Source organism: Glutamicibacter creatinolyticus, from assembly GCF_006094275.1.
GTDB classification, from domain to species: Bacteria; Actinomycetota; Actinomycetes; order Actinomycetales; family Micrococcaceae; genus Glutamicibacter; species Glutamicibacter creatinolyticus.
The window spans coordinates 1,467,762-1,488,539 of record NZ_CP034412.1 but is presented as its reverse complement, the minus strand read 5'-3'; the positions used below and the strand labels follow the sequence as shown (position 1 = coordinate 1,488,539).

At 63.4% G+C, this 20,778-nt stretch carries 18 protein-coding genes; 7 read left to right on the top strand and 11 right to left on the bottom strand.

Features of this window, described 5'->3' with window-relative positions; genetic code table 11:
- Positions 1-130 precede the first annotated feature (130 nt).
- A complete protein-coding gene (locus GcLGCM259_RS06720) occupies positions 131-706 on the top strand; it encodes a dihydrofolate reductase family protein (protein WP_138926151.1) in 576 nt (191 codons plus the stop codon).
- Positions 707-916: 210 nt separating this feature from the next.
- Here the strand turns inward: GcLGCM259_RS06720 and GcLGCM259_RS06715 are convergent, their stop codons facing one another.
- On the bottom strand, positions 917-1,420 hold the full coding sequence (locus GcLGCM259_RS06715) for a DUF3145 domain-containing protein (RefSeq protein WP_138926150.1): 504 nt from the start codon (positions 1,418-1,420) through the stop codon (positions 917-919).
- A 145-nt stretch (positions 1,421-1,565) separates the two neighbouring features.
- Positions 1,566-2,594 carry a tyrosine recombinase XerC gene (locus tag GcLGCM259_RS06710; RefSeq protein WP_138926149.1) on the bottom strand — a complete coding sequence of 343 codons (1,029 nt, stop codon included), beginning with the start codon at positions 2,592-2,594 and terminating at the stop codon, positions 1,566-1,568.
- Positions 2,595-2,804: 210 nt separating this feature from the next.
- On the opposite strand from GcLGCM259_RS06710, the gene GcLGCM259_RS06705 reads away from it, so the two are divergent.
- A complete protein-coding gene (locus GcLGCM259_RS06705) occupies positions 2,805-3,413 on the top strand; it encodes a GNAT family N-acetyltransferase (protein WP_175419355.1) in 609 nt (202 codons plus the stop codon).
- A gap of 53 nt (positions 3,414-3,466) precedes the next feature.
- On the opposite strand, the gene dprA is transcribed toward GcLGCM259_RS06705, so the two are convergent.
- From dprA to GcLGCM259_RS06690, 3 genes are read right to left on the bottom strand one after another with little or no spacing between them, the layout of a single operon-like run.
- Positions 3,467-4,699 (bottom strand): DNA-processing protein DprA, encoded by a 1,233-nt coding sequence (gene dprA, locus GcLGCM259_RS06700; protein ID WP_138926147.1) that lies wholly within the window; start codon positions 4,697-4,699, stop codon positions 3,467-3,469.
- Complete coding sequence (locus GcLGCM259_RS06695) at positions 4,696-6,231, bottom strand: YifB family Mg chelatase-like AAA ATPase (RefSeq protein WP_138926146.1); 1,536 nt, start codon at positions 6,229-6,231, stop codon at positions 4,696-4,698. The genes dprA and GcLGCM259_RS06695 overlap by 4 nt, the downstream gene beginning before the upstream one ends.
- Positions 6,228-6,587: a YraN family protein gene (locus GcLGCM259_RS06690; protein WP_138926145.1), complete on the bottom strand. Its 360-nt coding sequence runs from the start codon at positions 6,585-6,587 to the stop codon at positions 6,228-6,230. The genes GcLGCM259_RS06695 and GcLGCM259_RS06690 overlap by 4 nt, the downstream gene beginning before the upstream one ends.
- A gap of 428 nt (positions 6,588-7,015) precedes the next feature.
- Here GcLGCM259_RS06690 and GcLGCM259_RS06685 point away from each other — a divergent pair, with 428 nt between their 5' ends.
- The 4 genes from GcLGCM259_RS06685 to GcLGCM259_RS06670 all read left to right on the top strand — a co-directional run bounded on the left by GcLGCM259_RS06685 (position 7,016) and on the right by GcLGCM259_RS06670 (position 11,219).
- Positions 7,016-8,284, top strand: a complete 1,269-nt coding sequence (locus GcLGCM259_RS06685; RefSeq protein ID WP_054821561.1) for a quaternary amine ABC transporter ATP-binding protein — start codon at positions 7,016-7,018, stop codon at positions 8,282-8,284.
- Positions 8,284-9,177 carry an ABC transporter permease gene (locus GcLGCM259_RS06680; protein ID WP_138926144.1) on the top strand — a complete coding sequence of 298 codons (894 nt, stop codon included), beginning with the start codon at positions 8,284-8,286 and terminating at the stop codon, positions 9,175-9,177. The genes GcLGCM259_RS06685 and GcLGCM259_RS06680 overlap by 1 nt, the downstream gene beginning before the upstream one ends.
- A gap of 143 nt (positions 9,178-9,320) precedes the next feature.
- Complete coding sequence (locus tag GcLGCM259_RS06675) at positions 9,321-10,208, top strand: glycine betaine ABC transporter substrate-binding protein (protein WP_342773595.1); 888 nt, start codon at positions 9,321-9,323, stop codon at positions 10,206-10,208.
- A 129-nt stretch (positions 10,209-10,337) separates the two neighbouring features.
- Positions 10,338-11,219: a glycine betaine ABC transporter substrate-binding protein gene (locus GcLGCM259_RS06670; protein ID WP_138926143.1), complete on the top strand. Its 882-nt coding sequence runs from the start codon at positions 10,338-10,340 to the stop codon at positions 11,217-11,219.
- Positions 11,220-11,348: 129 nt separating this feature from the next.
- Here the strand turns inward: GcLGCM259_RS06670 and GcLGCM259_RS06665 are convergent, their stop codons facing one another.
- From GcLGCM259_RS06665 to lepB, 4 genes are all read right to left on the bottom strand, one after another.
- Positions 11,349-12,206: a hypothetical protein gene (locus GcLGCM259_RS06665; RefSeq protein ID WP_138926142.1), complete on the bottom strand. Its 858-nt coding sequence runs from the start codon at positions 12,204-12,206 to the stop codon at positions 11,349-11,351.
- Positions 12,207-12,461: 255 nt separating this feature from the next.
- A complete protein-coding gene (locus tag GcLGCM259_RS06660; RefSeq protein ID WP_054821428.1) occupies positions 12,462-12,782 on the bottom strand; it encodes a DUF2469 domain-containing protein in 321 nt (106 codons plus the stop codon).
- Positions 12,782-13,510, bottom strand: coding sequence for a ribonuclease HII (locus GcLGCM259_RS06655; RefSeq protein WP_138926141.1), 729 nt, complete (start codon positions 13,508-13,510; stop codon positions 12,782-12,784). Before GcLGCM259_RS06655 ends, GcLGCM259_RS06660 begins: the two co-directional genes overlap by 1 nt.
- Positions 13,511-13,740: 230 nt before the next feature.
- Positions 13,741-14,445 (bottom strand): signal peptidase I, encoded by a 705-nt coding sequence (gene lepB, locus GcLGCM259_RS06650; RefSeq protein WP_246049815.1) that lies wholly within the window; start codon positions 14,443-14,445, stop codon positions 13,741-13,743.
- Between the two features lie 630 nt (positions 14,446-15,075).
- Between lepB and GcLGCM259_RS06645 the strand changes: the two genes are divergently transcribed.
- Positions 15,076-17,733 carry a helix-turn-helix transcriptional regulator gene (locus GcLGCM259_RS06645; RefSeq protein ID WP_138926140.1) on the top strand — a complete coding sequence of 886 codons (2,658 nt, stop codon included), beginning with the start codon at positions 15,076-15,078 and terminating at the stop codon, positions 17,731-17,733.
- Between the two features lie 30 nt (positions 17,734-17,763).
- On the opposite strand, the gene GcLGCM259_RS06640 is transcribed toward GcLGCM259_RS06645, so the two are convergent.
- On the bottom strand, positions 17,764-18,315 hold the full coding sequence (locus GcLGCM259_RS06640; RefSeq protein WP_138926139.1) for a hypothetical protein: 552 nt from the start codon (positions 18,313-18,315) through the stop codon (positions 17,764-17,766).
- A 182-nt stretch (positions 18,316-18,497) separates the two neighbouring features.
- On the bottom strand, positions 18,498-20,663 hold the full coding sequence (locus tag GcLGCM259_RS06635) for a S1 family peptidase (protein WP_175419354.1): 2,166 nt from the start codon (positions 20,661-20,663) through the stop codon (positions 18,498-18,500).
- Between the last annotated feature and the right edge of the window lie 115 nt (positions 20,664-20,778).

The following is a 20,778-nucleotide window of genomic DNA, read 5'->3' as shown; positions in this document are numbered from 1 at the left end:
GGGGCGGGAGCGACCGCCTCCAGCCGGGCTGGATCCCCTTCCCAAGGCGGGGCGCGCCCGGTAGTTTGGGAGCACCGGACCCGGCTGGCACGTTCAGCCGCAGGAAACGTTCACGTGCGGAAGGCTCAGGATGCGTACCCTCATCGTCACCACCCTCATCTCCCTCGACGGCGTCATGCAGGCCCCCGGCGGGGAGAGCGGCTACCGGCATTCGGGCTGGACCTTCAACCTGGTGCAGCCCGATGAGGCCGCCTACGAGCTGAAGGCCATCGAACAGTCCGATGCCACCGCCATGCTGCTGGGGCGCAGGACCTACCAGGAGTTCAGCAGGGTCTGGCCGGACATGGACGAGGAGTTCGCCGACTACAACGACCAGCCCAAGTACGTGGTCTCCACGACGCTGGAGGAACGCGACCTGGTGGAGAACTGGGGCCAGACCACCATCCTGCGCTCCATGGCCGATGTGGCCCGGCTGCGGGCCGGGGACGGCGGTCCCATCATTGTGCACGGCAGCGGCACCCTGGTGCACTGCCTGCAGGAACACCGCCTGGTGGACCGCTACCACCTGCTGGTCTTCCCGGTCCTGCTCGGCGAGGGCCTGCGGTTGTTCAGCGACAAGCCCCTGGAGGCCCAGAGGCTGCAACTGGTGGAGTCGGAGGCCTACTCCAACGGCATCCAGAAGAACGTCTTCGACGTGATCCGCTGACCGAACTCAGGCGTTCCTGAAACAGCGCTTATCGCCGACGTATGGCGACTTCACGAAAATGCCAAACGGCACGAGGTAGACCCGATGCGGGTCTCCCTCGTGCCGTTACCGGCTTCGCGGCAAACAAGCAGTGCTGGTAAAGCACTGACAACTCACTCGGAGACTTGATGACTAGCGGTCTACACCACTAGCGAAAGTACGGGGTCGTAGTTAGACGACCTGGTTGAGCCAGCGCACCGGGGCGCCGTCGCCGGCGTGGCGGAAGGGTTCGAGCTCTTCGTCCCACGCCTCACCGAGGGCAATGGACATCTCCTGGTAGAAGACCGAGGGGTTGCCGTCGCCCTTTTCGTAGGCCCAGCGGATGCGGTCCTCGCTGACCATGATGTTGCCGGCGGTATCAACGGTGGCGTGGAAAATTCCCAGTTCCGGGGTGAAGGACCAGCGGCTGCCGTCGCAGCCTTGGCTGGGTTCCTCGGTGATTTCAAAGCGCAGGTGCTGCCAGCCGCGCATGGCGGATGCCAAGACGGCACCGGTGCCCTGCGGGGCGGTCCACTGAATTTCGGCGCGACGAAGTCCGGGTGCGGCTTCCTGCTCGGTCCAGTCCAAGCGGACTGGCTGCTCGAGCACCGACCCGATAGCCCACTCCAGATGCGGGCATAGCGCGGCAGGGGCCGAGTGAATGAACACAACTCCCCTGGTCATTGACGCAGACATGCCATCCTCCGTTACCTGTTGATCGTCTTCCCCTACGTCAACCGCAACAGATTCAGCATTTCTTAATGTGCTAGTTCTATCTTGCCTGAAAACCTGGTGTTTTCGCCAGCCAAAGCCTACTTCCGGGTAAACACTCGGTGAATCGTCAGGCCCGGGGGTGTGCCTGCTGGTAGCTCTGGCGCAGGCGATCCACCGAGACATGCGTGTACAGCTGGGTGGTGGCCAGCGAGGAGTGACCCAAGAATTCCTGAACGGCGCGCAGGTCTGCCCCACCGTCGAGCAGGTGCGTGGCCACCGTGTGCCGCAGGGCATGCGGGCCACTGGCCGAGGTATCCCCCAGCCTGTCCAGGGCATCGGAAATTACCTTGCGCGCCTGGCGTACATTCAGCCGGCCGCCGCGGGCACCGATCAGCAACGCGTTCCCGGCATCGGCGGAGGCGAGTAGCTCTCGGGCCTGCCGTAGCCAGAACTCCAGTGCCCGCTGGGCCGGAATCCCGAAGGGCACCATCCGTTCCTTGTTGCCCTTACCCAGAACCCGCAAGGCACGCCGCTCGAAGTCCACATCGCCCACGTCGAGCGACACCAGTTCGCTGATGCGCAGCCCGCTGGCGTAGAGCAGCTCGCCAATGACCTGGTTGCGTACGGCCAGGGCCGCGTCCTTTTCGCTGGGCGCGGCGCCGTCCTGGCCCGCCGGATTATCCGCTGAAGTCTGAGACGACTTCGAAGGAGCCGTTCGGGGTTCCTTGATGTCGGTCAGCAGCCGTTCAACTTGTCCAGTTTGCAGGACGTGCGGCAGCCGGCGTTCCTTCTTGGGTGCCTGGAGCCTGAGCGCGGGGTCCTCGGCGATGAGGTCTTGCCGGTCGGCCCAGACAAAGAAGTTCTTGACCGCAGAGATCCTGCGGGCCATGGTGGTGCGACCCAGGCCCTCTTCCTGCATCCGCACGAGCCAGCCACGCAGTTCTTCGATCGTCACCTGGTCCAAACCGGTGACCCGTTGGCTGGCGAGGAAGACAAAGAGTGATCGCAGGTCCGTTTCGTAGGCACGCACGGTGTTTTCGCTGCGCCCGCGTTGGTACAGCAGATAGCCCAGGTAGTCCTCCAGGTGTTGCTGGATTGCCGGGTCGATCTGCGGCGCTGCGGTGGCCGATGGCTCGACTTCGTGTTCTTCACTCATCAGATTCAATGTACCGCGCGCCGGGGACACTTTCCGGGACGGTTCCCCTACCTCTCTTGCCGCAACTGCCACGACGACCCATCTGGCCGCCGGCAGGAGGGGACGGGCCCATCGAACGTCACGCTGCGCTACGATGCGAGACATCATGGATCCGGGTCAGCGGGCAACGGGTCGCGAGGTTCTCATTCCGTGTGGGGATTAGGAGGAGCAGTGGCGTTTCACAATAGTGGCTTTGAGGCCCCAGACGAACTGGTGACCGAGAGTTTCTTACTGCGACCCCTTCGAGCCGCCGATGCGCAGCTGGACTATGAGGCCGTCATGGAGCGCAAGGACTTCTTGCGGGACTGGGAGCAGACCGGCTGGCCGGAGGATGGGTTCACGGTCGAGGACAACTATCAGGATCTCGCGCGACTGGAAGAACGTCACTCCGAGAACAGGGCCTACACCTACACAGTCATTACCCACGACCAGAAGCTCTGCCTGGGCTGCGTCTACGTCATGCCGACGGATGCGTCCATGTTCTCGACCGCGAAGATTACTGCACTGGGTGAGAAGGGGTGGAAGGACTTTGAAGCGACTGTCTACTTCTGGACTCGCGGCCCCAGGGACGGAAGCGACCTCAACCGGCAACTTCTGGAATGCCTCCGACACTGGTTCACCACTGATTGGGACTTCACCGGGGTTTTGGTGGTAACCGGTGAACTACTCACCAAGCAGATCCAAGTGCTGGAAGGCTCCGGTCTGCCCCCACTGTTTCGGATCGAGGAACGGGACAAGCCGGACCCGTACCTCGCCTACGGATTGCTTGGGAACGACTAGCCACGCTTGTCACATACTGCCAAAGCCCCTTGCTGCGACCTTGGTTCGCGGGGCTAGGCGCCTATTCGTTTCCATCCGAATCCTTCCTGCCGGGCCTGCCCACGCCCCTCCAGAATGCTCAGCGCCCGGAGGGTGTCGATCGCCGGCAGTCCGCTGAGGGCACAGAGTTCATCAACCAGCTTGGCGCCGCGGCGCGGCAACACGTCCAGGATTAGGTTCTGCGGCCCGTTCAGCCCGTCGGTGGCTCGGCGCGGTTCTTCATTTGCCGGCCCTGTCCTGGCTGCCACGGATAAGGCGGGCAGCAGTTCCAGGGCGTCCTCAACATTGGTGACCAGCCCGGCTTCACCGGCGCGAATCAGCCGGTGCGCGCCTACGGAGTTGGGTGAGAACACGCTGCCGGGCAGTGCGGCAACCTCCCGACCAAGATCCACCGCCTGGCGCGCTGTGCTCAGGGCCCCGGAGCGGAAGCGCGCTTCGGTGACCACCACCAATTGCGCGAACCCTGCGATCAGGCGGTTGCGGTTCAGGAACCGGAAACGGGTGGGCGCCATACCCGGCGGCACCTCGGAAAGCAGCAGGCCTCGGCCGATGATGGTACGCAGCAGATTGTGATTGCCACTGGGATAGAGGCGATCCAGTCCCCCGGCCAGGATGGCGATCGTGGATGGGGATTCCGCAGACGCTTCCTCGACCTGCAGCGCCGCGCGGTGGGCGCAGGCGTCAATCCCATAGGCGCCGCCGCTGATGATGGAGGCTCCGGCCTGCCGCAGCCCGGTGGCCAGCTGGCTGGTGGCCTGGTTCCCGTAGTCGCTGCTGTCCCGGGAGCCCACGATGGCAACGCTGGTTTCCAGGTCTTGGGTCATCAGCAACTCCGGGTTCTTGGCACGCCACCACAGGCAGATCGGCGCCCCGAAACCCAGGTCGTTGAGTTGGGCCGGCCAGCCGGGATCGGCAGGAAGGATCAGTCCCCCATTGTTGCGGCGCATCAGTTCCAGCTGGGAGTCGGCCGCTGGCAGATAGGGCAGGCGCTTGCGCCAGCGTCGTAGCGCCGAGGTGAAGCTGAAGCTGTGGTCGCTGTGGGTGCTGATGCCCAGGGCCTGGTGGACCCGGGATTCCAGATCTTTCGGGTACCAGTCCTGCCGACGGATCAGTTCCAGAGCTTCACCGGCGTCGAGCAGGCTCAGCAACGCCCCGGCAATGTGGTCGTTGGCTTCGATGAGAAAGCTGAGGTCGGTGTAGCGGCGTTCGGCGGCCGCATCGTGCTCGGCGTACATGGCTGGGCTCAACTTTCTATTTTCTGTCGCAGGTGTACGGCAAGTTCAAGGTCATCGACCGTGGGAGTCGCCCCACCTGCAAGGTCGGTGATGCTCCAGGCGACGCGCAGCACGCGGTCCATCCCCCGTGCAGAGAGTTGGGCGCGGGTGGCCAGCTGCTCCAGACGCCCGCGCACCTGCCGGTGGTAGGGCAGTTCGTGACGCAGGATCTCGGAGGGGATGGCGGCATTCGTGCGGATGTTCCACGGCGCCAGGCGTTGGGCACAGCGTTCCCGGCCAGCGAGCACGCGTTGCCGGACCTGGGCGCTGGATTCGTTGCGTTGTTTGCCCAGCAGGGTCGCGGCCGGGACCGGGTTCAGCTGCAGCTGCAGGTCGATGCGGTCCAGGATGGGACCGGAGAGCCGACTGAAGTAGCGGCGGCGCTGCATGGGTGTGCAGGTGCAGGCCAGTCCCGTCCCGTAGTTGCGGCCGCAGGGGCAGGGGTTGGCGGCCAGCAGCAGCTGGAACCGGGCCGGCAGTTGGGCATGAAGTTTGGCCCGGGCGATGTTCACATATCCGTCCTCGAGCGGTTGGCGCAGCGCGTCCAGCACGCCGGAGGGGAATTCGGGGGCCTCATCCAGGAACAGGACACCGCGGTGGGCGCGGGTCACGGCTCCCACGTGGATGTTCTTGGTCCCGCCGCCGAGCAGGGAGACGGTGGATGCGGTGTGGTGCGGTGCAATAAACGGTGGCGTGTGCTGCAGGGACGTGAACTCGTTGCCGGCCTGTTCGGTGATGGAGCGGATCGCGGTGGCTTCCAGCGCTGCCGCATCATCCAGCGGCGGGAGGATGCCGGGCAGGCAGCGTGCCAGCAGGGTCTTGCCGACGCCGGCGGGTCCGGTCATCAGCAGGTGGTGCCCGCCCACGGCCGCCAGCTCCAGGGCCAGGCGGGCCTCCTGCTGGCCATTGACTTCGGCCAGGTCCGGCACGGTGGGCGCGGCCGGTACGGTAACCGCCTGGCTTGGCTGGTGCCGGGCGCGGACCGATAGGTACTCGGCCGGGGCGCCGAAGCGTTCGAGCACCTGGCCCAGGTGTTCGGCGCAGTCCACGGTGGCCCCGGGGACCAGCCGCGCCTCGGCCGCGTTCTGTCGTGCCACCCAGAAGTGCGTGGCGCCGGCGGCCATGGCCAGGCGCACCGCGGGCAGGATGCCCGGGATGGGTCGCAGGGTTCCATCCAGTCCGAGTTCGGCCAGGTATACGGTGTGCGGGCAGGCGCTGATCTGCCGGTCGGCGCTCAGCGCGGCCAGCACGATGGCCAGGTCGAAGCCGGAGCCCTGCTTGTGCATGGTTGCCGGGGACAGGTTCACGGTCAGTTTCCGGTTGGCCAGTGCGATGCCGGTGTTGCGGGCCGCGGCCTTGATCCGTTCGCGGGCCTCGCGCAGCGCCGCGTCGGGCAGTCCCAGGATCACGAAGCCCGGGATGCCGTTGCCCAGATCCGCCTCGACCTCCACCATGGCGCCACCCAGCCCGGCCAGGGCCACGCAGCGCGTGCGTGCCAGCGTCATGACGCCACCCGCTGGTGGTGCTCGATCCGCCAGCCGCCGGGCTCGGGGTAAATGCAGATCACATCCACCCTTAGTTCGGGTAACCATATTCGTTTTTCCCTCGACCATTCGAGCAATAGGCGCTGGATTCGCTCGTACTTTTGCCGGGAAATTGCGTCAAAAGCGCTGCCGAATTTATCGCTGGTTCGAGTTTTGACTTCGATGGCCATTATGTGTCCACCGCTTCGGGTCACCAGGTCCAATTCGCCCCGCTGGCAGCGCCAATTCCGCGCCATGACCTCGTGGCCCCGGCTGGCCAAAAAGGCCGCCGCAATGCTCTCCCCGCGCACCCCCAGCCGCTGGTTGTGGTTGTCCATGTCTGCCCCCTGCCGGTGAAGTGCGAATCCATGTGACCAGTATGTGCGCGGGCACCTTCCCCGGACGGCGGAGGCGACCGGATGTGGATAGTGATCCATAACATTTCCATAACAACCTCTTTTGCCGCGTCATTCTGCGGAAAACCGTGCTTACACTTGGACATATTTCGAGGGGAATGGTGCCGGTCAAAGTGTGCTTTTTCGTTTGATCTTGTTACGCTCGGTTATTGGCGGCGACGCGTCCGACACGACCGCCAGCAAGGAAACCAAGGGCCATACGCGGTCCAGAAGTTACTGATTTGGGCCGCGTCAGTCAGGATGAACACTCGCATTTTTCAGTTCCGCCGGGCACGTTGTCGGGCGCCAAAATCCTGCGGCCCGCTACCAGCCCGTGACGCCCGATGGGCGCCAGGCGGGCAGTGGAGAACATGACCACCAATATCGCCGTGAAGGTCGAGAACCTGTACAAGGTCTTCGGCCGTAAACCGAAAGAAGCGGTCAAAAAGCTTAAAGCTGGCTCGACGAGGGACCAATTGCCCTCCCACACGACCGCAGCTGTCATCGATGCCTCCTTCGAAGTCAAGGAAGGCGAAATCTTTGTTGTCATGGGCCTTTCGGGCTCCGGCAAATCGACCCTGATCCGCACCCTGAACGGTTTGTGGGATGCCACCGACGGCACCGTGAGCCTGGGCGGGGACAAGATCACCGGGATTTCGGCCAAGCACCTGCGTGAGGTGCGCCGCAAGCGGGTCTCGATGGTCTTCCAGCACTTCGCGCTGCTGCCGCACCGCACCGTGCTGGAGAACGTGGCCTACCCGCTGGAACAGCAGGGCGTGGGCAAGAGCGAACGCTTGGCCTCGGCCGCGAAGATGCTGAAGATGGTGGGCCTGGATGGCTGGGGCGAGAAGATGCCCTCGGAGCTTTCCGGCGGCATGCAGCAGCGTGTGGGCATCGCCCGCGCACTGGCGGCCGACACCGACCTGCTGCTGATGGATGAGGCCTTCTCGGCCCTGGACCCATTGATCCGCCGCGAAATGCAGGAGCAGCTGGTCGAGCTGCAGGCCACCTTGAACAAGACCATCGTGTTCATCACCCACGATCTGAACGAGGCGATGTTCCTCGGGGACCGGATCGCGGTGATGCGCGACGGGCAGATCGTGCAGGTGGGCACCCCGGAGGAGATCCTCACCGACCCGGCCAACGACTACGTGGCCCAGTTCGTGCAGGACGTGGACCGCGCCCGGGTGCTGACCGCCTCCTCGGTGATGGAGCCGACCCGCGCGGTGATCCAGGCCAACGCCGGACCGCGTTCGGCGCTGCGCACCATGCGCGACCAGTTCCTCTCCGCCGCGATCGTCACCGGCCGGGACCGGAAGGTGCTGGGGATGATCACCGATCGTGATGCGCTCAAGCTGGTGCGCGCCGGGGAAAGCTCGATCGAGGCCAAGATCCAGAAGCTGGAGACCGTGGACCGGGACACCCCGCTGGTGGACCTGTTCGTCCCCTCGGTCGAATCCCGGCTGCCGGTGGCGGTCACCGACGCCGAGCACCGGCTGCTCGGGGTGATCCCGCGGGTGACCCTGCTGGCCGCCCTGGCCCAGACCAACCCGCCCACCGAGGAGATGACGATCCTGGACAAGCCGCTGCCCAGCGATGTGGTTGAACAAGCGCTGATGAGCAGCCCGGAGGTGAACTAGTGGAATTCCGTATCCCCATCGGAGACGTGGCCGAGGACGGCGTTGACTGGATCGTGAAGAACCTGGACGGACTGTTCCGGGTGCTGCGCGCGATCTTCGTGGAAATGTATGACGCGGTGGAAGTGGTGCTCTCCACTCCCCCGTTCTGGGTCATCACCATCATTGTGGCGCTGATCGCGCTGCTGGCCCGCGGCTGGCAGTTCATGCTCGGCTCGGTGATCGGGCTGCTGCTGATCGTGGCCATGGACCAGTGGTCCAACGCCATGGTCACCCTGGCCCTGGTGCTGGTGGCCACGTTCTGGGCGCTGGTGATCGCGCTGCCGCTGGGCATCTGGGCGGCCAAGTCCCACGCGTTCTCCAACGTGATCCGCCCGGTGCTGGACTTCCTGCAGACCATGCCGGCGTTCGTGTACCTGATCCCGGCGCTGATGCTCTTCCGCGTCGGGGTGGCCCCGGGCATCGTGGCCACCATCATCTTCGCCCTGGCCCCGGGCGTGCGCTTCACCGAACTGGGCATCCGCTCGGTGGACAAGGAAGTGGTGGAGGCCGGGCAGGCCTTCGGCTCCTCCCCCGGGCGCATCATGCGCCAGATCGAGCTGCCGTTGGCGCTGCCGACCATCATGGCCGGGGTCAACCAGGTCATCATGCTGGCCCTGTCCATGGTCGTGATCGCCGGCATGGTCGGCGCCGGCGGCCTGGGTGGCGACGTGATCGCCTCGCTCTCCCGCCTGGATACCGCCCTGGGCGTTGAGGCCGGGCTGGCCGTGGTGATCCTGGCGATGATCCTGGACCGGCTGACCAACGCGTTCGGCAAGCGCTCGGGCCTGTTCGCCCTGCTGATGAAGAAGCGCAAGGCGGCCAAGACCGCCCGGCAGCAGGAGCTGACCGCCTAGCGGCACCACGCACTGCAGCTTTGAACCTGTACTGAAGAACTGACCGGCGGGATCCGGCCACACACCGATCCCGCCGCGGGCACCGGCAACGGTGCCGGTGGCGCTGCGGAAAGACCGCGGCGCCACGGAAAGGGATAACACTCATGATGAAGAATCGTCTGCTGAAGTTCGGCGCCCTCACCGCCGCGGCCGCCCTGTCACTGACCGCCTGCGGCAGCGACGGCGAGAACCAGGCCGAGGGCAATGACAAGGAACTGACCATCGCCGTGTTCAACGGCTGGGATGAGGGCATCGCTACCAGTGAGCTGTGGAAGGCGGTGCTGGAGGAGAAGGGCTACGACGTGAAGCTGGAGTACTCGGACGTCGCGCCGCTGTTCACCGGCCTGTCCCAGGGCGACTACGACCTGACCACCGACGTGTGGCTGCCGGTGACCCACAAGGACTACATTGACAAGTTCGGCGACCAGATCGAGGACCTGGGCGCCTGGAACGAGGAGTCGAAGCTGACCGTGGCGGTCAACAAGGACTCGGAGATCAATTCCCTGGAGGAGCTGGCCGATAACGCCGACAAGTTCGGCAACAAGATCGTGGGCATTGAATCCGGCGCCGGACTGACCAAGACCATGGAATCCTCGGTGATCCCGGAGTACGGCCTGGAGGGCATGGACTTCACCACCAGCTCCACCTCCGCGATGCTCGCCGAGCTGAAGACCGCGACCGACGCGAAGGAAGACGTGGTCGTCACCCTCTGGGAGCCGCACTGGGCCTACGCCTCCTTCCCGATCAAGAACCTGGAAGACCCCAAGGGTGCGCTGGGCGGCACCGAGTCGCTGCACACCTACGCGCGTGACGGCTTCTCCGAGGACCACGCCGAGGTCGCCAAGTGGATGGGCGACTTCAAGATGGACCTGGACAAGCTCTACGACCTGGAGAACCTGTTGTTCGTGGAGAACGACACCGATGACTACCAGCCGCTGGTCAAGCAGTGGATGGAAGACAACAAGGACTACGTTGAGGGCATGACCTCCTAATAGTCCCTACCAAGTTCTTCTGTGGTCCAGTTCGCCTGGACCTCCGGCCGCCGCCGGGTCCCGCGTACCGCGGGCTCACCCGGCGGCGGCCTTTTTCATATCACCCCCTCAGAAAGGATGTTTTTGCCCATGCAGAAAACCACACTGAAGCTCTCGGCCATCGCCGCCGCCTCCGCCCTGGCCCTGACCGGGTGCAGTGCCGCCGGAGCGGATGATGCGGATAAGAAAATCAAGCTGGCCGTCTTCAACGGCTGGGATGAGGCGCTGGCCACCAGCCTGTTGTGGGAGGCGGTGCTGGAGGACAAGGGCTATGACGTCGAACTGGAGTACGCGGACCTGGCCCCCGCGCTGACCGGACTGTCCCAGGGTGACTACGACTTCACCACCGACGTGTGGATGCCCATCACCCACGCCTCGTTCATCGAGCAGTACGAGGATGACCTGGAAAAGGTGGGGGTCTGGAACGATGAGGGCAACGCCGCCCTGACCCTGGCGGTGAACGAGGGCGCGCCCATTGATTCCATTGACGAGCTGGCCGAAAAGGCCGATTTGTTCGGCAATAAGATCGTGAGCATCGAACCGGGCTCGGGCATCGTGAACTCCATGGAGAACGAGGTGATCCCCGCTTACGGGCTGCAGGGCTTGGAGTTTGCCACCAGCTCGACCGCGGCCATGCTCGCCGAGGTGAAGGCGGCCACCACCGCGAAGGAAAACGTGCTGGTGACCCTCTGGCAGCCACACTGGGCCTACAGCCAGTTCCCGCTCAAGAACCTGAAAGACCCCAAGGGCGTGCTGAACACCGATGAGGAATTGAGCATCTACAGCCGTACCGGGTTTGCCGATGACTTCCCCGAGGTCAACCAGTGGCTGCAGGACTTTGAGATGAGCCTGGACCAGCTCTACGACCTGGAGAACCTGTTGTTCGTGGAGAATGACACCGATAATTACGCGCCACTGATCAAGCAGTGGATGGAAGACAACAAGGACTACGTGGAAGGCTTGACCTCCTAGTAGCCCCCGGGTCGGCGGATTCAGCGCGGCCGCCGGGCGGCCGCAGCTTAAAGCACGCCACGGTCGTTGCCAGGCCCCCGCACGGGGTTCATGGCAGCGACCGTGGCGTTTAACCGAAGCAGAAACCGGCTAGAATTTCGCGGGCCTCGGCTTCGCGTCGGTGGCGCCATTGACCAGGGTGGCCCCGTGCAGGCCGGTGTCCTGCTCGGTCTTGCTGAAATGCACCCCGTACTCCAGTTCCATGGGCTTGGCGTACCGCTTGCCGTCCTTGGTCAGCTTCCATTCGAAGCTGGCCACCACGTTGACGGTGGCCCCGTTGATCTCGGCGGTGTTCCCGTCCTCCAGCACCTCGCCCTTGTCGTAGGAGTGGGCGGACTTGATCTTCACCGTGGGGTTCAGCATGCGGCTGGATCCCGCGTCCTGGTAGGGCTGGTAGCCGGAAAAGTTGTTCGCCTTCGCATCGCTCCACACCAGGAACGGGTTCTGCTTGATGGGCTGTGCGAACACGGTGGCCAGCGTCTGCTTGGCCCCCTCCTCCTGGGCGAGCTGGCTGAACTGCGCGCTCATCTGCTCGACCTGGCGGTCAATGTCCGCCTGGCTGCCGCCCAGGGCCGGGCCGGAGAGGATTTGGGAATAGACGAAGTCCACGGCCTGCACCTGCAGCTGCGCCATCTCCTTTTCGCTCCAGGCCTCGCCCACGGCCGCCCACTTCGGCGCCTCGTAGCTGGCCAGCGACGAGTTCGGGTCCGCGCCGAGGATGATGTATTCGCCCTGCGCGTTCTTCCCCGGCTGCTTGTACACCAGCCCCTCGCCCAGGTGGTCGGGGTTCGCCTCGCGGACCTGCTTGATCGCGTCGTTCTTCTGGCTTGCGGAGGCGGTGATGGGTTCGGGTGTCTGGGTGTCGGCATTGGTTGCCGCGCAGCCGGAGAGCAGCAGGCCCCCGGCCATGGCCAATGCTGCGCCGCGGCGCAGTGGGCTGTTCTTCAATTGGTTCCCGTCCCGAGTTCGCTGGCGGACGGACCCGGTCCGAAGTCCCGAGTCCGTCCGCACAAGTTTAATAAGGTTGAATTCTATCGCATACGCGGGGTGACGCCGCGGGAACCGGTGGGTGGACGGGCACCCAACAGACCGGGAAGACGCCAAGGGCCCTGCGGTAAACCGGGGTGCAGCGGTGTGCTGCCCGGCCTGCCGAAGGGCCCAAGATCACGCGGGGACAATATCCTTCACGAGGAAGCGCTGAACCTACTGGTCCATCTCGTCCTTGGGGATCTGCAGTTCGTTGCGGTTCAGTTCCTCGATGTTCACGTCCTTGAAGGTCAGCACCTTCACCGACTTCACGAACCGCCCCTGGCGGTAGATGTCCCACACCCACGCGTCGGTCAGGCTCAGTTCGAAGTAGACCTCCCCGGCGTTGCTCAGGGTTTTGAGTTCAACCTGGTTCGCCAGGTAGAAGCGGCGCTCGGTTTCGACGACGTAGTTGAAGAGCGAGACCACGTCCTTGTATTCGCGGTAGAGCCGCAGTTCCAGGTCTGATTCGTAGTTTTCCAGATCTTCGCTCGCCATCAGTCTTTCCCACTTCCCATGGCTTCACTCTCGGTCTTTTTCGTTTCGGAAGTCAAGCGCCAGCTCATCCGGTGCAGGGCACACGGACCGTGCTCGGTGATCGCCGCCCGGTGGCTGGCGGTGGCGTACCCCTTGTTGACCTCCCACCCGTAGTGCGGGTGGGTTTGCGCGGCGGCGGTCATGATGCCGTCGCGTTCCACCTTGGCCAGGATGGAGGCCGCGGCGATCGCCTGGCAGGTCATGTCCCCCTTGATCAGGGTGCGTACCGGGATTTGCAGGCCGGAGGGCTCGGTGTCGGCCTCCAGCAGGTCAAACAGGTCGGTTTCCTTGGCCGAGAGCCAGTCGTAGCTGCCGTCCACCAGGGCCGCCTGGGCCTGGATGGCGCATTGGGCGGCGGCGCGGGTGCCGGCCAGCCGCAACCCGGCGGTGATGCCCAGCCGATCGATTTCGGCCGGGGTGGCGTGTCCCACCCCGTGCCCGACGGCCCAGGAGCGGATGGCCTCGACCATGGATTCGCGCACCTGGGGTTCGAGCATTTTCGAGTCCCGCAGTTCCGGGTATTCGGTGACCGCTTCGATGTCGATGACCACCATTCCGACGCTGACCGGTCCTGCCAGGGAGCCGCGGCCGACCTCGTCCACGGCGCCAACGTACCGGTAGCTACCGCTTGCGGCCAGGGCCCGTTCATGCTCCAGGGTGGTGGGACTGCCTTTAGTTTTCCGTGGCACGAATTCGCCAGCTTCCTCTTTCGTGGTTTTGAGCCGTTAGCGGTCTGTGTCGATCACGATAGCGCACTTTCCGGTTCGCTGCCGTCACCCCACCGGACCCATCGGGTGACGACGGTGCGATCGGCGCCGGTCGCACCAGGGCACAGCCTGAAATTAAAACGCCTTTGCAACGCGACGACGCGGGATCGCCGTGCTATGGAGGTAGATCAGCAAACGACCGAGCGCCGGGCTTATCGGGCAGGATCCGGCACGTTGTCAAAGACCTCGCGGTGCGAGTCGACTACGCCCCAGCGATCCATGGGCCAGGAGATGACCTGGGCCTTGCCCTGCACGGTTTCCATGTCCACGAATCCGCCCTCGGTGTCCATGTGGTAACGCGAGTCGGCGCTCGCACCGCGGTGATCACCCAGCACCCAGAGCTTGTTCTCCGGCACGGTCACCGAGAACGGGATGTCGCTGGGGTTATCCCCCGGGTAAATATAAGGTTCGTCGATTTCCACGCCGTTAACCTTGATCCGCCCGTCGGCTGAGCAACACTCGACGGTGTCGCCGGGCATGCCAATGATTCGCTTGACCAGGTACTGTTCGCCCTGGTCCGGCAACAGGCCGATGAAGCTCAGCGCCTTGTCGAAACCGGACTGCTCGGTCTGGACCGGCGGCAGCCAGGCGTCATCGTCGCGAAACACCACCACGTCCCCGCGGTTCAGGTCGAAGGGGCCGGGAACCATCAGGTTCGCAAAAATCCGGTCGTCAATCTGCAGCGTGTTCTCCATCGACCCGGAAGGGATGAAGTAGGCTCGGAAGAAGAACGTCTTGATGATCAGGGACAGGCCGATGGCAATCACCAGGATGACCACGATCTCGCGCACCATGCGCCAGAGCTTCAACAGAAATCCTGCATCATTCGAGTTGGCTTCACCGGGTTCGGCGCTCACGTGTCCCCTTAGTTACGGCTTAATCTGCGTGCATTTCACAATATCGCATCGCAGGTGCTGCCGACCGCTGCGCCACGTGGCAACGAAGCTCCCCAGCTCATTCCACCGCTGGTTCTGATGAAGGCGCGAGAATCTCGCTATTGTTCCACCAAGGAGAGAATCCTAAAAACGTCGGCACCGGATTCCGCTGAGGCGCGGAATCCGGCGGCAGCGATCCCCCATAAATCTCTGCCTAACACCCCGTCTCCAGCGCTGCGTTCCAGGAACTGACATGCAGCACAGAAGGCCGGGCGTGAGTCCGACCTCTCAAGAGTCCTCCTGCTTGCCAATCCTGGCTAGTACCTGCAATGAAGGATTGGGGAGAACCCCAACACCCCAAAGGGAGCGAGTGCGCATGCGCTTGCTTTCCATCGGTGCTTCACGACAAGGGCTGCGTCGCAGGCCGAAAGATGCATTCGTCTATACTTGTTGACTAAAGGCGCGTGTGGTGGCTGGGGGGCCAACCGAGCAAGAGACAGTACGACCTTGGAAATCTTGGGGGCAATCTGGTGAAACCAGAGGCAACGACGACCAGCTGCGTGCACGGGACGAACTCGTCGCCGCGTTTGGGGTGGGATCAGGAGGCGCAGCATGCGTAGCCGCCGAAATCTGCTGAACACTCTCCTATCCAAGGCCACCGGCTCCCGTGAAGTGGCACTGGTGGTATCCGGCGCCTCCGGAGCCGGCAAGAGTTGGCTGCTGCGTCAGCTGCAGCACGAGTTGGGGGCTCACCCGCACGTGCTGCTGCGGATCAGCCCCATGGAAACAAACTGGCCGTTGTCCTCACTGATCAAGCTGCTCTCCGAGCTGGACCTGGCCGAACCCCTGGCCCTGGACCATTTCCTGCCTCAATCGCCGGGGCAGGGTGTGGATTCCTACGCGGTCGCCCGGCACCTGCACGCCAAGCTTCCCGCCCTGGTCACCCCCGGCACGGTAATCCTGCTCGATGATGTGGATCTGATGGACGAAGCCAGTCTAGAAGCGCTGGGATTCATGAGCACCTGGCTGCAACGCAACCGGGCGAAGTTTATTGTCACCGTGGCCTCAGGACCCATCCCCGAGCCCCTGGCCGGATGGGAGATCCTGAAATTGCGCGGGCTGACCGAGGCCGAATCGCTGGCCCTGGCCCGCGAAACCGCCGGGGTGGATGCCGACCCGGCCGTGCTTCATTTCACCACCACCACAAGCCGCGGCATGCCCGGGTCCATCATTGAACAACTGGACAGATTGCAGCGGCAGGCTCAGGCCGGTGAGTTGCCGCTGACCCTTCCCCTGCCGGTGGGCACCGAACGCACCGGAAAACTCTCCAAGGTGGTTGCACGGCTGAAAGAAGAACACCAGCAGGTGCTGACGCTGCTTGCCGCCGCCCCGGTCACCGAACGCGCCACGGTCCTGGCACTGAAGCCCGGGGCCGTCAGCTGCATTGATGAGCTGGAGCAGCGCGGATTCCTGGTCGGCGCAGACGGTCACGTGCAGATCTCGGACCCCGCCCTGCGGTCAACACTGTACTGGGGACTGAACTTGACCGAACGCCAGTCACTGCACCGGCAACTGCAGGAGCACGGTGAGGACCCTACCTTGAAGCTTTACCACCGCACGTATGTGGATCAGCTCGGGGTAACCGCCAGTGAGCTCGTTGCAGCGGCCGGGCAACTGGTGGAACAAGGACAAGTTGCCGCCGCCATCGAGGTGGCCGAGCGGGGGCTGCTGTTGCCGGTCACCGGTACGCACCTGCCCCAGGCACTGCACTACCTAGCCGAAATGCTCTGCCAACACCTGCAGCTGGAAGCAGCCCGCAGGTACGTGCGCTTCGGCCGCCGCTTGCCCCTGGACCCGGCAGCGTCACTGGCCTTGGCAACCTTGGACGTCCAGCTGTCCACCCTGAAGGGCCGCGTCACGGCCAGGAACCAGCACGCGGCGCTCATCAGCGAACTTGAGAACGTTGAACCACACGGCTGCGTTCGCCTGCTTGGCGCACTGGCCACTGAATACGCCCTGCGGGAGGATCATCAGCAAACCGAAAGCCTCACCGCCCAGGCCACTGCGCTGGTCTCACGCTTCCCCGACGCCAAGGGCCCTGAGTACGAAGCGGCGCAGTTGTTGTGCGCTGCCCTGAACCACGACCGGCAGCAGCTGATGGACCGGTTTCACCAGTTGCCGGTGGTCCCGAAGGAGCCGGGCGATGGGATTCTCATGCTGGCCCTCGGGGTTGGGCTGAGCACCGCGGACTGCTTTCTGGAAGCCCGGGAGGTCTTTTCGCGGCTGGCTGCCGCCCCGGAAGGCGCCAGCCCGCTGATGGAACGCTTGCTGTTGCTCCTGAACGCGGCTAACGCGATCCTGAATCAGAACTATCCCCGGGCCATGCAACTGGTTGAACGCTGGATCGCAGCCGATGGCCCGGCCTTGCTCAGCCCCATCCCCCAGCTGATCCAGGCCTGGTATTGGATGAACAAGAACCGTCCGGACATGGCAGAGTGGTACTTCCAGTCATTGGAACCACGGATCCTGGGCGAGAGTTCTCCGATGCTGCTCTCCCGGATCGCGATGATGGCCGGTGACCGGGGATTAATGACCGGGGATTATCCGGCAGCGGTGGAAGCCTACCGTCGAACGCTGCGGCTGCATCAGGGCCCGGGGAACCTGCGCTATGTCAGGGCCACCTGCGCACTGATTGAGGCCCTGGCGATGCTGGGGCGCACCGAAGAAGCCGTAGATGAGTATCGTTCACGGCAAGAGATCATGGCCGCCGTTCCTGGGCGGCGTCCGAAGCTGGCAATGCGCTGCGCCCAGGCGCTGGCCATGCAGGGCACGGCCTCCCTGACTCGGTTCCAGCAATTGCTCGATGACTGGACGGGTTCGGATAACACGTTTGAGTTGGCGCGCCTGCGCCATTGCTTTGGTCAGCGGCTCCGCTCAATGGGCCGCACCCAGGCGGCAAGGGAGCATCTACAGGCAGCACGGGCCCTGTACCGCAGTCTTGGTGCTCGGGGATGGATGGCGAACCTGGAGGACCTGGAAGCTCCAGTGGCAGCCACTTCCCGCAACACTCCCCTGAGCCTGAGCCGTGAAGAGATTGCCGTAGTTCGGATGATCCATGACGGGTTGACCAACAAGGCCATCGCCAAGGAACTGTTCATCTCGGTTAGCGCCGTCGAGGCCCGACTCACCAAGCTGTACCGACGTACGGGAACTCGCAACCGGCAGCAGTTGGCCGCCCGGTACGCAAGCGTTGCAGCGCCGCGGGCATAGCTCCACGGTCAGCGGTGTAGATTTTCGCCACTACCCCGCTGCCGGACTCGCGATCCCCGAGCTTGGGGTAAACGTCAGCTGGACATCCCCTGCTGGCTGATCCTGCTCCAGCATTTGCCTCACCTGGTCCAGGTGCTTGGAATCCACACGGAGAATCAGCCCACCGTCCTTGGCACTGATCGAGTACCCATGGATGGCGTTGGCGATTTCCGGCTCCTGCTTGGATTGCCAGCTCATGATCTCACCGATCGCATCCCGTAGTTGCTGCGAGCTGAAGTCGACCACTTCTGCGACAGCCCCGGCCTCTTCAATCTCCTGCGCCTTGGACTGATCACTAGTGGCGACGTGCAGCTCGTCGTTTTCGATCCAGCCTTGCACGTACGCGGCACCCAATGAAGATGAGAGTCGGTCGTTGAGGTTCAACAGCTGTTCATGATCCACGGCGTTCTCCGGTGTTTGCTGTTCTTCGGACGCGGAATTGCTTGGCGTGCTCGGCGCGCCACCGCCGCTGGCGCAGGCAGAAAGCGCGAAAGTGAGCACCGCTGCGGTGCCAGCCACCTTCAGCCTTTGAAGTTTATTCATCCAGGTCTCTCACTTCTTTCTACCGAAACCAAGGGTCCCGGTCTTCTGTCTTTGAGCCTAGTGAATGACGCGTATAGCAAGCCAATAGATTGGTGAGTGTTAAATGGGAGGTGCCCCGGTTGAGCAACCGGGGCACCTTCCAATCGTTACTGTCGTCAGGCGTCCTGAATCACTTCCGGAAACTAGCCGTGGCGACGCTTGGATCGACGCAGCAGCAACAAAAGGGCGCCAGTCAGGCCAAGACCGCCTGCGATGGCCAGCACAGGCATGGAAGTCGAGCCGGTGTCTGCCAGCGGATCTTTCTCCGGTTGCTCGGTTTGCTTCGGGGACTCGGACTTGGTGGGCTCCTCCGATGAGTCCTTGGTCAGTGACTGCGACGGGGAAGGACTCTGGGTGGCCTCATCCGACTCGGATGGGCTCTCGGTGGGTTCTTCCGTAGGCGTGGGCTCCTCGCTTGGTTCCGGAGCCACCAGCGTGTAATTGCCAGGCGTCAGCTCGGATTCGTTGAACTTGCCGCTCTTGGCCCGCAGTTCGAAAGCGAACTTTCCTTCAGTCTGGGGGGCCTTGAAGGAGAACGAACCGCGGGTGACCTTGACGGTGTCGATGACTTCACCGTCCACCAAAACCTCAACGTTGGCGTTGGGTCCAGGTTTGGCCACGGTACCGGAGATCGTGGAGCCGGGTTCGATCTCGCTGCCATTGCGCGGTGAAGTGACCTTCGGCGCGTTTACGAACAGTTTGATCTCGTAGTTCTTCACCGGGGTCTTCGCCGCGGCACCTGCCAAAGAGGTGTACATCGCGAGGTCGTCGTCGGTGAACTCCTTGCCGTCCTCGCCAGCGTGGTTGGCGCTGTTGATGCCCACCGCCCGGGTGCCGACGATGACGGCGCCGCCGGAGTCTCCTTGGTTTACCACGGAGAAATTCGGGTTTTCCGCGATGTACCCCGTGACCGGTCGAGCCCTTGCATCCTTGTCCTCGATCCCGCCGACAAGGAAGATTCCTTCTTCGATAATGCGGGAACATGACCAGCCAGTGGTCCGTCCGACGCTGCACGCCTTGGCGCCTATGGAGGCAGTTCCCGAATCAGTGATTGCCAGTGTTTCGTCGCGTTCATCTTTGCCAGCTGGCCACTTTGAGACGGCAGGGTGAAGCCTAAGTTCTGGATTGATGTCCTCGATGACTGCAATATCGGTGCCTTGCTCCCATTTTTCAGCCACTGGGTCTATCCGGTCGACACCCTGATTATTTGGCAGACCGAATTGGTTGAAACCAAATGTTCCGAGCAAAGCGCCAAGATCCTCGATTTGCCCTGGAGCGGAATGCTCCACCACGGCGCTTAACTGCAGAGCTCCGTCTGAGGAGCAGTGACCGGCGGTAATAATGGCGTCCTCGCCGTTCTTGTCCCAAGCGTTGAAACCCATTGAGCACACACCGGGCTCGGGTCCCCCGTCAGCGAAGGCCAGGTAGCCCATGCCCCCATAAATGTCCTCGGTCGCGGCTGGCTTTGCGTGTGGCTGGTCTCCACCGTAAACCAACTCGACATTCGGTACGGCCTTGTCGAAACCTTCCAGGGTGGTGCCTGATCCAGCGGTCGCCAAAGATCGCGCCCCACGCCGCTGCTCGGTCTTGGCCGGTTCCGCCGCACGAATACGAATCGTTCCTTCGGCGGTCTTGGTCACAGAAGTCAGCCGCTTAAATTGCGAGGGATCCAGGTTCTGCTTCAGCGCAGCGAAGATCTCCATCGGATCGGAGGGAATACCGGACTTGAGAACGACACTCTTCTCGCCCGAGTTTTCGTACTTTTCCTTGTCCTCTGCTTGTCCGGTAGCAGTGACGGACGGACCGGGCTTGTTGGTCCGTTTTGGGCCGCTTGGCGTCCTCGATGCTCCCGTGGCCTTGTCGTCATTGTCAGACTCGTCTGATCCGGTAGACTTCGGCGCCGTGGACTTCGGGCTTTGCGCTGTGGCTTCCGCAACCGCTTCAATGTCCTTGGTTTTCTGGGTCTTAGCGATCACCCCGTTCGCGGCTTCCAGATTCACATCAGCTACTTGGACGACCACTACGCCTTCTTCGATGACCACGGTGGCGTCAATCTTCGCCACGGCTAAGGCCCTCTTCAGCTCGCCAGCGAGAACATTGGCTTCGGATTCTGCCACATACTGCTCCGGCGTCATCTTCAGATCGCGCTCAATGGCCTTGCTCAGGCCGGACGTGTCGACTGCGGCTTCAGAAGCAGATGAGGAGGCGGGGGTGTCGTTTGGTGCTTCTGTTGCGGAAGCAGGAAAGGCCAGGACGCTGCCGCCTACCACCAGGGCGGTGGAGGCAACAGCGACGGCACCACGCTGCACGATCTTACGGTGAGGACTTGGCATAGAGGGTTCTCCCAGTTGGTGCGAAACCTGGCGGATCTAACTCAGCTGTTGATCACACGCAGGGCACAGGTGTGTTACCAAATCGAAACCC